General features: G+C 65.2%; 11 protein-coding genes and 1 tRNA gene. 6 read left to right on the top strand and 6 right to left on the bottom strand.

The genetic code is table 11. From position 1 onward, the window contains the following. Together L1965_RS03330 and L1965_RS03325 are read right to left on the bottom strand one after the other, a co-directional pair. Positions 1-340: transposase (locus L1965_RS03330; RefSeq protein ID WP_235754967.1), on the bottom strand; the 340-nt coding region annotated here is incomplete at its 3' end. A 312-nt stretch (positions 341-652) separates the two neighbouring features. After that, positions 653-728: transfer RNA gene (locus L1965_RS03325), tRNA-Lys, on the bottom strand. A gap of 96 nt (positions 729-824) precedes the next feature. Here L1965_RS03325 and dapF point away from each other — a divergent pair. The 6 genes from dapF (at position 825) to dxs (ending at position 6,996) form a co-directional block, all read left to right on the top strand. Next, complete coding sequence (gene dapF, locus L1965_RS03320) at positions 825-1,655, top strand: diaminopimelate epimerase (protein ID WP_235754966.1); 831 nt, start codon at positions 825-827, stop codon at positions 1,653-1,655. Then, positions 1,652-2,905 (top strand): tRNA (N(6)-L-threonylcarbamoyladenosine(37)-C(2))-methylthiotransferase MtaB, encoded by a 1,254-nt coding sequence (gene mtaB, locus L1965_RS03315; protein ID WP_235754965.1) that lies wholly within the window; start codon positions 1,652-1,654, stop codon positions 2,903-2,905. The genes dapF and mtaB overlap by 4 nt, the downstream gene beginning before the upstream one ends. A 132-nt stretch (positions 2,906-3,037) precedes the next feature. Beyond that, a complete protein-coding gene (locus L1965_RS03310; RefSeq protein WP_235754964.1) occupies positions 3,038-3,958 on the top strand; it encodes a histone deacetylase family protein in 921 nt (306 codons plus the stop codon). Further along, a complete protein-coding gene (locus tag L1965_RS03305) occupies positions 3,955-4,191 on the top strand; it encodes an exodeoxyribonuclease VII small subunit (RefSeq protein ID WP_235754963.1) in 237 nt (78 codons plus the stop codon). Before L1965_RS03310 ends, L1965_RS03305 begins: the two co-directional genes overlap by 4 nt. Continuing rightward, positions 4,191-5,054: a polyprenyl synthetase family protein gene (locus L1965_RS03300; RefSeq protein ID WP_235754962.1), complete on the top strand. Its 864-nt coding sequence runs from the start codon at positions 4,191-4,193 to the stop codon at positions 5,052-5,054. The genes L1965_RS03305 and L1965_RS03300 overlap by 1 nt, the downstream gene beginning before the upstream one ends. Before the next feature lie 25 nt (positions 5,055-5,079). Then, complete coding sequence (gene dxs, locus L1965_RS03295) at positions 5,080-6,996, top strand: 1-deoxy-D-xylulose-5-phosphate synthase (RefSeq protein WP_235754961.1); 1,917 nt, start codon at positions 5,080-5,082, stop codon at positions 6,994-6,996. 88 nt (positions 6,997-7,084) lie between these two features. Here dxs and fliP read toward each other — a convergent pair whose 3' ends face one another. The 4 genes from fliP to fliF are packed head-to-tail and all read right to left on the bottom strand — an operon-like array spanning position 7,085 to position 10,195. Beyond that, positions 7,085-7,801, bottom strand: a complete 717-nt coding sequence (gene fliP / locus L1965_RS03290) for a flagellar type III secretion system pore protein FliP (RefSeq protein ID WP_439332037.1) — start codon at positions 7,799-7,801, stop codon at positions 7,085-7,087. Then, a complete protein-coding gene (locus L1965_RS03285) occupies positions 7,798-8,055 on the bottom strand; it encodes a FliM/FliN family flagellar motor switch protein (protein WP_235754960.1) in 258 nt (85 codons plus the stop codon). Before L1965_RS03285 ends, fliP begins: the two co-directional genes overlap by 4 nt. Beyond that, positions 8,043-8,606: a hypothetical protein gene (locus tag L1965_RS03280; RefSeq protein WP_235754959.1), complete on the bottom strand. Its 564-nt coding sequence runs from the start codon at positions 8,604-8,606 to the stop codon at positions 8,043-8,045. The genes L1965_RS03285 and L1965_RS03280 overlap by 13 nt, the downstream gene beginning before the upstream one ends. A gap of 8 nt (positions 8,607-8,614) precedes the next feature. Continuing rightward, on the bottom strand, positions 8,615-10,195 hold the full coding sequence (gene fliF, locus L1965_RS03275) for a flagellar basal-body MS-ring/collar protein FliF (RefSeq protein ID WP_235754958.1): 1,581 nt from the start codon (positions 10,193-10,195) through the stop codon (positions 8,615-8,617). Between the last annotated feature and the right edge of the window lie 23 nt (positions 10,196-10,218).

Genomic DNA, 10,218 nt, shown 5'->3' with positions numbered 1-10,218 from the left:
GGCGGGTGGAAACTCCGCTGATCCAGGCTTCCTGGATGACGGCGACGAGCGCCTGCTCCGAGGTCTTCCGGGCTTCGAGGAAGCCGGGAAAGTAGCTGCCCTGCCGCAGCTTCGGCACCCGCAGGTTCAGCGTGCCCAGACGGGTATCGAGCGAGCGATCCCGATACCCGTTGCGCCAGGTCGTGCGGTCGCCGTTGCGTTCATGGCGTCCGGCACCGATCAGGCCGTCAACATCGGCCTCCATGATCAGCTGAAGAACAGCCTCGGCGATGCTGCGAAGTAAATCACCCTGATCGTGCTTTGCCAGAAGCTCGGACAGGTCCATGTTGGTCTTGGTCATCGGGGTCTCCGTGTGGTCCGTGGTTGAAGTCGCCAAACTCCACCTCGACCATACACCTCGATGGCCACCTGAGATTACACCGAACGAGCCGGTGAAATTACACCACGTGCTCGGACATTACCGAACAGCGCCTTCGGTCGCGAAGGGGGGCGATCAGAACCGAATAATCGATTTTTCCGCGACGTCGCAGCGTTATCTTGCGCCGTTTGAAGGTCCTCGGGCTGGCCGCGCGAGAGTGCATAGCCGGCCCGCGCGCAATGCGATGGCGGAAGCCGCCATTCGCCGGGAGGCATTGTTTTCAGGGGATTTCAGTGGTGAGCCCGACAGGATTCGAACCTGTGACCCACTGATTAAAAGTCAGTTGCTCTACCAACTGAGCTACGGGCCCAACACCGGGCGTGTACTAGGTGGGCTGGTCCAGAGCGTCAAGCACAAAAAAGCACGCGACTGGCGGAATTCAAAGAAGCGGTCTATATGCGCCGGCATGAGTGAATTTCCTTTCGCCGGCCTGCGGTTCCTGAAGATGCACGGGCTTGGCAACGACTTCGTGGTGATTGACCTGCGCGCGGGCGGCGAGCCGCCATCCGCGGGCGTGATCGCACGCATCGCGGATCGTCATCGTGGCGTGGGCTTTGATCAGTTGGCAGCGATCCTGCATGACGATCAGGCGGATGTGCGGTTGCTCTTCTGGAACTCGGATGGCTCGACAAGCGCCGCTTGCGGCAACGCGACGCGTTGCATCGCGCGGTTCGTGATGGACGAGACCGGCTTGGACCGGCTGAGCCTGCGCACCGGGCACGGCGTCTTGCTGGCCGAGGATTCGGGTGCCGGATTGACACGCGTCAACATGGGTTGCCCGGTGCTGGACTGGCGTCGGATTCCGCTGGCTGCGGATGTCGACACCGATCACCTGCCGGTTCCCGGCGACCCGGTGGCGACGGGCATGGGCAATCCGCACATGACATTCTTCGTCGATGACGTGGCTGCGGTCGATCTGGCGCGCTTCGGACCAGAACACGAGCATCACGTCCTTTACCCGGAACGCACGAATGTCGAGGTGGTGCAGGTCCTGTCTCGCGACGAGATCGCGCTGAGGATCTGGGAGCGCGGCACCGGGGTCACGCTGGCGTCGGGATCCTGTTCCTGTGCTGCGGCGGTGGCGGCGGTGCGGCGCGGCCTGACCGAACGGCGCGTCACGGTGAACGTGCCGGGCGGAATCCTGCAGGTCGATTGGCGCGATGACGGCGTCTGGCTGGAGGGTCCGACCTCGCATGTCTTTTCGGGTGTCCTGACGCCGCAATGGCTGTTGGAATGAGCGCGCCGGTGTTCTCCACGCTTGGCTGTCGCCTGAACGCCTATGAAACCGAGGCGATGCGCGAGTTGGCCGAATCGGCGGGTCTTTCGGGGGCGGTCGTGGTCAACACATGCGCGGTCACCGCCGAGGCGGTGCGCAAGGCCCGGCAGGAAATCCGTCGTCTCTCGCGCGCGCATCCCGGCGCTCCGCTGATCGTGACGGGTTGCGCGGCGCAGACCGAGCCCGAGACCTTCGCCGCGATGCCCGAGGTCAGCAAGGTCATCGGAAACCATGAAAAGATGCAGCCCGCGACCTGGGCCTCGCTGCGCGCGCCCGACCTGATCGGCCAGACCGAGAAGGTTCGGGTCGATGACATCATGTCGGTCAGGGCTACGGCGGGCCATCTGATCGACGGCTTCGGCCGGCACCGGGCCTATGTGCAGGTACAGAACGGCTGCGATCATCGCTGCACCTTCTGCATCATACCCTTCGGACGGGGCAATTCGCGCAGCGTTCCCGCCGGTGTCGTGGTCGAGCAGATCAAGAGGCTGGTCGATCGCGGCTTCAACGAGGTGGTCCTGACAGGGGTCGATCTGACCTCCTGGGGCGACGACCTGCCGGGAGAGCCGCGGCTTGGCGATCTGGTGATGCGGATCCTGCGGCTGGTGCCCGATCTGCCCCGGCTGCGGATCAGCAGCATCGATTCGATCGAGGCGGACGACAACCTGATGCTGGCCATTGGGACCGAGCCCCGCCTGATGCCGCATCTGCATCTTTCGCTGCAGGCAGGCGACGACATGATCCTGAAACGCATGAAGCGGCGGCATCTTCGCGACGACGCCATCCGTTTCTGCGAAGAGGCGCGCCGGCTGCGCCCCGAGATCGTTTTCGGCGCCGATATCATCGCGGGCTTTCCGACCGAAACCGAGGCGATGTTTGCCAACAGCGTTGCGTTGGTCGCGGATTGCGGGCTGACCTTTCTTCATGTGTTCCCGTTCTCCGCGCGCAAGGGCACGCCTGCGGCGCGCATGCCTTGCGTCAAGGGCCAGGTCATCCGCGAGCGCGCGGCCCGACTGCGTGCCGCGGGCGATGCGGCGCTGGCGCGTCATCTTGATGCTCAGGTCGGACGGACCCACCGGGTGCTGACCGAAGGGCCGCGCGTCGGGCGAACCGAACAGTTCACCGAAGTCCGCTTCGGGGCCGACCAGCCCGAGGGGGCGTTGCTGGAGAGGCGGATCGAAGGTCAGGACGGGCAAAGGCTGCTGGCCTGATGCAGCCCACCGGCACGGGTCTGGCTGGCACATGAGTCGCGGTGCGGACCCTTGAAAACCCAGGTGAAACGGGTCCTTGCGGCCGCGGATTTGCTTGCCTAGCGTGGCGAAAAGCCAAAGGAGGTCGCGGCGATGGCCACGGTACTGTATTCCCATCCCGCCGCAGCGGCGCATCTGATGCCGTCGGGCCACCCGGAACAGGTGGCACGATACGGCGCGGTGATGTCGGCACTGGAGGGGCTGGACCTCGTTCGGCAAGAGGCCCCGCTGGCGGACGACGCCGAAATCCTGCGCTGTCACCCGCAATCCCATCTGGATCGTATCCGCGCCGCCGCGCCGGCCGAGGGGCTCCGGATGCTGGATGGTGACACCTACCTGTCGCCCGGCAGCCTCGAGGCCGCGCTGCGCGCCGTCGGCGGGGCCTGCGCGGCAGTCGACGCGGTCATCGCGGGTCAGGCCGACAGCGCCTTTGTCGCCATGCGACCCCCCGGGCACCATGCCGAGAAGGAAACGCCGATGGGTTTCTGCCTTTTCGGCACCGTGGCCATCGCGGCCATCCGCGCACTGGATCATCACGGTCTGGAACGGGTTGCGGCCCTGGATTTCGATGTCCATCACGGCAACGGCACACAAGACCTGCTGTGGCACGAGAAAAGAGCCTTCTTCGCGTCGAGCCACCAGATGCCGTTGTTTCCGGGCAGCGGAGCCGCCACCGAAACCGGCGCCCACGGCCAGGTCATGAACGTGCCTCTGGCGGCGGGCTCGGGGGGCGACGAGGCTCGTGCGGCCTGGCGGGCGATTCTGGACCGCTGCCGGGAATTCCATCCGCAGCTTGTGCTGATCTCGGCGGGCTTCGACGCGCATCGGGACGATCCCCTGGCGCAGCTTGACTGGCGCGAGGATGATTTTGCCGAGATCACGCGGATGATCCTTGACGCGGCGGGCAGCTGCGGCGCCCCGGTGGTATCCTGTCTTGAAGGTGGCTATGATCTGCCGGCTTTGGGGCGGTCAGTGCGCGCCCATGTCGAGGTGCTGATGGAGACCGGGAAATGAGCGAGATCGAGAGCCTGTCCTTCGAAGACGCAATGCGCGAACTGGAGGCGACGGTTGGCAAGCTGGAAACCGGCGAGGCGACGCTGGAAGAATCCATTGCGCTGTACGAGCGCGGCGCCAGGTTGCGCGCGCATTGTGAAAAGCGCCTGCGCGAAGCCGAGGAGCGGGTCGAGAAGATCACCCTGACGGCCAGTGGTCAGCCTGCGGGCACGGAACCGGCCGAGGGGCTGTGATGCAGGCGCGTCTGGATGATGTGAAGGCACAGCTCCGCATCGCGCTTGACGCCGCGATGGCCGGGTTTCCGAAGGGCGAGCTCGCTGACGCGATGGCTTATGCAACCGTTGGCGGCAAGCGCCTGCGTGCGTTTCTGGTGATGGAATCCGCCCGCCTGCATGGCGTCGCGGATCAGGCAGCGCTGCCCGTCGCGACGGCGGTCGAGGCGCTGCACGCCTATAGTCTCGTCCACGACGATTTGCCGGCGATGGACGACGACGACCTGCGACGCGGCATGCCCACCTGCCACCTGCAATGGTCCGAGGCGACCGCGATCCTCGCCGGCGACGCGCTTCAGACTTTGGCTTTCGGGCTGCTTGCCAGCGACCAGATCGGTGATGCCGAGGCGCGTCTGCGGCTGGTCCGCGCCTTTGCCGATGCGGTCGGCGCAGGCGGGATGGTCTGGGGGCAGGCGCTGGATATCGCCGCCGAAAACGCGGCAGAACCGCTGGACCTGAAAGCCATCAAGCGGTTGCAAGGTGCCAAGACCGGTGCGCTGATCCGCTTTTCGGCCATCTCGGGCCCCCTGATTTCGGGCGACGAGACCGGACCGCTGGAACGCTACGCTGCCGCTCTCGGTCTGGCCTTTCAGATTACGGACGACATCCTGGACGTCACCGGTGACGAGAACGTGACAGGCAAACGGGTCGGCAAGGACGATGCCGCGGGCAAGGCGACTTTCGTGTCGATTCTGGGCCTTGAGGGTGCGCGCGACGAGGCCGGTCGCCTTGCCGACGAGGCGCGATCGGCGCTGGACGGCTATGGTGACGCGGCAGAAAACTTGCGAGAGCTTGCACGTTTCGTTATCGAGCGCGATACTTGAACAAAGCCCGCCCGGAGGGCCAGCCATGACCGATCGCCCCAAGACGCCCGTGCTTGACAGGGTCAACCTGCCCTCGGACCTGAAAGCCCTCTCCGACCGCGAGTTGCGGCAGCTTGCCGACGATCTGCGGGCCGAGACGATCAGCGCGGTCAGCGTCACCGGCGGTCATCTGGGCGCGGGGCTGGGAGTCGTCGAACTGACCGTGGCACTTCACGCCGTTTTCGACACGCCACGCGACAAGATCATCTGGGATGTCGGCCACCAGTGCTATCCCCACAAGATCCTGACCGGACGCCGCGACCGCATCCGCACGCTGAGAACCGGCGGCGGGCTGGCCGGGTTCACCAAGCGTGCGGAAAGCGTGTACGACCCGTTCGGGGCGGGTCACTCGTCCACATCGATTTCGGCCGCGCTGGGGTTTGCGGTCGCGCGCGATCTGGGCGGCGATCCGGGCGATGCGATCGCCGTCATCGGCGATGGTGCCATGAGTGCCGGCATGGCCTACGAGGCGCTGAACAACGCGGGCCACCTCGGCAAGCGGCTCATTGTGATCCTGAACGACAACGAAATGTCGATCGCGCCGCCGGTTGGGGCGATGTCGTCGTATCTGACGCGGCTCTACGCCGGCGGTCCCTTCCAGGAACTCAAGGCGGCTGCCAAAGGCGCGGTCGGCATGCTGCCAGAGGCCCTGCAGGAGGGTGCCCGGCGCGCCAAGGAAATGCTGAAGGGCATGACCGTAGGCGGCACCATGTTCGAGGAGCTGGGTTTTTCCTATATCGGCCCGGTTGACGGGCACGACATCGACCAGTTGCTGCCGCTGTTGCGGACCGTCAAGGCACGGGCCTCGGGGCCGATCCTGATTCATGCGGTCACGCGCAAGGGCAAGGGATACGCCCCGGCCGAGAACGCCCTCGATCGTGGCCACGCCACCGGCAAGTTCGATGTGGTTACCGGCACACAGGCGAAGGCCAAGTCGAACGCGCCCAGCTATACCGCGATCTTCGCCCGGGCGCTGATCGACGAGGCGGAACGTGACGACCGCATCGTCGGGATCACCGCCGCCATGCCGGACGGAACCGGGCTCAAGCAGTTTGCCGAGCGGTTTCCCCGTCGCAGCTTCGATGTGGGGATCGCCGAACAGCATGCGGTGACCTTCGCCGCGGGTCTGGCGGCTGGCGGCATGAAGCCATTCTGCGCCATCTATTCAACGTTCTTGCAGCGCGGCTATGACCAGATCGTGCATGATGTCGCCGTTCAGGGCCTGCCAGTGCGGTTTGCCATCGATCGCGCCGGCCTTGTGGGGCAGGACGGCCCGACCCATGCCGGCGCCTTTGACATTGCGTTCCTCGCGAACCTGCCGGGGATGGTCGTGATGGCTGCCGCGGACGAGGCCGAACTGATGCATATGGTGGCAACTGCGGCCGGCCATGACGCGGGACCGATCGCATTCCGCTTTCCGCGCGGTGAGGGCGTCGGTGTCGAGTTGCCCCAGCGGGGGGAGATGCTCCCCATCGGCCGCGGCCGGATCGTTGCGCCCGGGTCTGGCGTCGCACTGCTGTCTTTCGGGACGCGGCTTGCCTCGGCGCTTGAGGCGCGCGAGGCCCTGGCCGCACGCGGCATCACACCCACCGTCGCGGATGCGCGCTTCGCCAAGCCGCTGGACCGCGAGCTGATCCTGCGCCTGGCGCGTGACCACGATGTGCTGATCACTTTGGAGGAAGGCTCGATCGGCGGCTTCGGCAGCCATGTCGCGCAACTTCTGGCCGAGGAAGGCGTGTTCGACAAGGGCCTGAAATACCGGTCCATGGTCCTGCCGGACCGGTTCGTCGATCATGATGCGCCCTACGCGATGTATGACAGCTCGGCCCTGAACGCCTGCCACATCGAGGCGAAGGTGCTTGACGTTCTCGGGATCGAACGGCTGGCCGACCGACGCGCCTGATCGTTGTCGCGGGATCGGCTTGAAATCTTCGCCTCGCGATCGCCCGGCGGATGGGGCCGGACGATCTAATGTCGGATGCTCACCTGCGCTACTGGTAGCTGCGCACAAGTGCACCGGCGATCATTGACCAGCCATCCACCACCACGAAGAACGCCAGCTTGAAAGGCAGGGATACGACGACTGGCGGCACCATCATCATGCCCATCGACATCAGCACGGCCGAGACCACCAGGTCGATGATCAGGAACGGCAACGCGATCAGGAAGCCGATTTCGAACGCGCGCTGGATCTCGGACAGCATGAACGCGGGCACCAGCACCGACAGCCGGTCCGCCGGACCGCCGGGGCCCGGGGCAATCTCGGCAAGTCCCTGCAGGGTGTCGGGGTCGGTGCGGGCGCTCATGAAACCCTGAAACGGAATGATTCCGCGCTGAAACGCCTCGGCGATTCCGATGGAGCCATCGCGAAGCGGCGCTCCGGCGGTCTGCCACGCCTCGCGCAGCACCGGGTCCATCACGAACCAGGTCAGGAACATGGCTAGGCTGACGATCAGCATGTTGGGCGGTGATTGCTGAAGGCCAATCGCCTGACGCAGGATGGACAGGACCGTCACGATGAACGGAAAGCAGGTCACCATGATCGCGATGCCCGGTGCCAGCGAAAGCGCTGTCAGGGCCAGAACGATCAGGACGGCGTTCTGCCCCAGACCGCCCGCAGCCTGATCCAGCGCGGACATGTCCTGGGCTGTCGCAGCGCCGGAGAAAAGCACCACAGCGATGCCGACGAAGGTCAGAAAACGGATCACACCGCCTCCGTCGCGCCGACGATCCGCACGCAGAGTCGTTCCTCGGTGGACCCGTCACCAGTCAGCTCTCCGCGTGCGATCACCTTGTCTCCCACGCAGATCTCGACGCCATCGTCGATCGTCTGGTCCAGCATCACGACGTCGCCCGCGCGCAAGGACGACAGCTGTGCGACCGTCTGCCGGGTCTTGCCCAGGCGAACAGTCACCTCGACCTGAATATTGTCGGTGTCGATCAGATGTTTCACTGCGTCCATGGTTTATCCTCCTCCTTGAGTTCGGCGATCAGTGCGCGGATGTCCTGTGCGGTCTTGTCGGGTGCGAACTCGATCCGCCCGCCCTGCAGCGACAGGCTGATCTTGTCCGAGTCCGAAATGGTCAGGTCGATGCCCTTGATGCCGCTTTCCGCCAGACAGCGCTCGACCAGCGCCTGCAACCGGTCGCTGCAGGCGATGCTGGCGCGCAGTGGCGTCGCCATTTGCGCAAGGCGTACAAGTTCGCCCCGCAGCGCCTCTTCAAGCCGCTGCGATTCGGCAGCCGGCGCAAGCCCTTCGATGATGGCATCGATGATCGGTGAGAGAGCCGCGACCGCTTCCTGGCGCAAGGCGTCGCGGCGTTGCGCGTCGTCGCTCAGGGCGCTGGCCAGGCGGGTCAGCCCGGCCTTCAGGTTGCGCATCTGCTCGTCCTCGCTACGGGCCTGGCCTTCTGCCACGCCATCGGCATAGGCCTGTTGCAGATCCCCCTCGTAATAGGTGACCTGTGCGCCATGCCTGGCCAGAGCCGATGTGAAGGATTCCAGTTTGAACATCGCCAATGTCACTGCGCGCTCTCCTTGTTGTCGATCCAGCCGGACAGGACTTTCACGCTTTCCTCGTGGCGATCGCGCATCATGCCGCGCAGCCGCGCAACGGGATCACCATGCGGAAGCGAAAGCTGTTCGGGTCGCTGCGGCTCGGCTGCCAGAAGCCGCGCTGCTGTGGCCGCTTCGGAGTCTCCGGTTTCGATCGTACCGGTGACTGCCGGAGCGGGCGGTGTGCTGTCGTCGAGCAGGGCGGGCGAGGCGGCCGACTGACCAGCGCGGGCGCGCAGAATGGGCCGCAGGACCGCAAAGACCACCGCCAGGGCGAAGAGGCCGATCAGAGCGATGCGGATCAGGCCATTAAGCTCCAGCCGGTCCAGCAGGGAAGGTTTCGCCAGGGTGCCATTCTCGACCAGGCTGGCGAATGGCAGGGACTTGACTGTCAGCAGGTCTCCCCGCGACTCGTCGAAACCGACCGCAGAGGCTACCAATTCGCGCAGTGCCTGCAGTTCGGCTTCCGTACGCGGAACAAGCTCGGCCTCGCCCTCGGCATCGGTGCCCGCCACGCCATTGACCAGCACGGCGACCGTCAGCCTTTTGGTCGCACCAGGCTGGCGCGAGACTTCTCGCGTCATTTGGCTGACTTCATAGTTGGCCTGCGATCGGTTCTCGGAGCGTGCGGCCTGCGTGCTGTCGCCTTCCGATTCCGAGGCGTCCGGCAGGTTCGAGGCAGCCGTGACCGCGCCCGAGCCGGTACTGTTGCTTTCGTCCGTCGTTTCCTCGGTGACCTGCGAGATGAGCGCGCGTTGTTCAGGGTCGAAGCGTCGCTCGGTCAAAAGCTCGGTTTCGGTGACAAGATCCAGATTCAACTCGACGATCGCGTTCCCGACGCCGACATGTGGTTCCAGGATGCGTTCGACATTCCGCTTCATGTCGGCGGCACGATCCTGTCCTCCGATGTCTTCGGTCGCAGAGACGACGCCCCGTTGCGAATCGATGACCGTGACGCTGTCGGGCTGCATCCCGGGAACGCCCGACGACACCAGATAGCGCAGTGCGGAGGCTTGTTCGCGACTGATCTGCGCGCCATTCGTGGTCAGCGTCACGGACGCGCTGCCGGTCAGGTCTCGCCTGTAGCCCCGGCCGTTTTCGACCGCCAGGTGCACGCGCGCGGCCTTGACGTTGGGCAGGGCGAGGATCGTGCGCGCCAGCTCGCCCTCTTTGGCGCGCCAGTAAGCCGCGTCGAACATCTGGGATGTGGTGCCAAAGCCGGACATGCCGTCCAGAAGCTCATAGCCAGCGCCTCCTGATGCGGGCAGGCCCTGGGCCGCCAGGTCCATCCGCAGCCGGTCGCGCTGGCCTGCATCGACCCAGATCGCATCGCCGCGTACCTCATAGGCAACACCGGCGCGTTCGATCCCAGAAATCACCTCGCCGGATTGCGCCGGATCAAGCCCGCCATAAAGCATCGACATGCTGGGCCGACTGGCCAGCACCGCGAAACCCGCGACGACCAGAAACGTGGCCATGAATGCCGCCGCGAGAATGATTTTCTGTTGTGAGCTTCGCTCGTTCCAATAGTCCTGCAGTTTTTGCAAAACCGGCCCTTTCGAATCAGCGT

This window comes from Paracoccus salsus, assembly GCF_021556615.1.
GTDB classification, from domain to species: domain Bacteria; phylum Pseudomonadota; class Alphaproteobacteria; order Rhodobacterales; family Rhodobacteraceae; genus Paracoccus; species Paracoccus salsus.
Note: the sequence above shows the minus strand (reverse complement) of the source record. Positions and strands in the feature narration are given on the sequence as shown.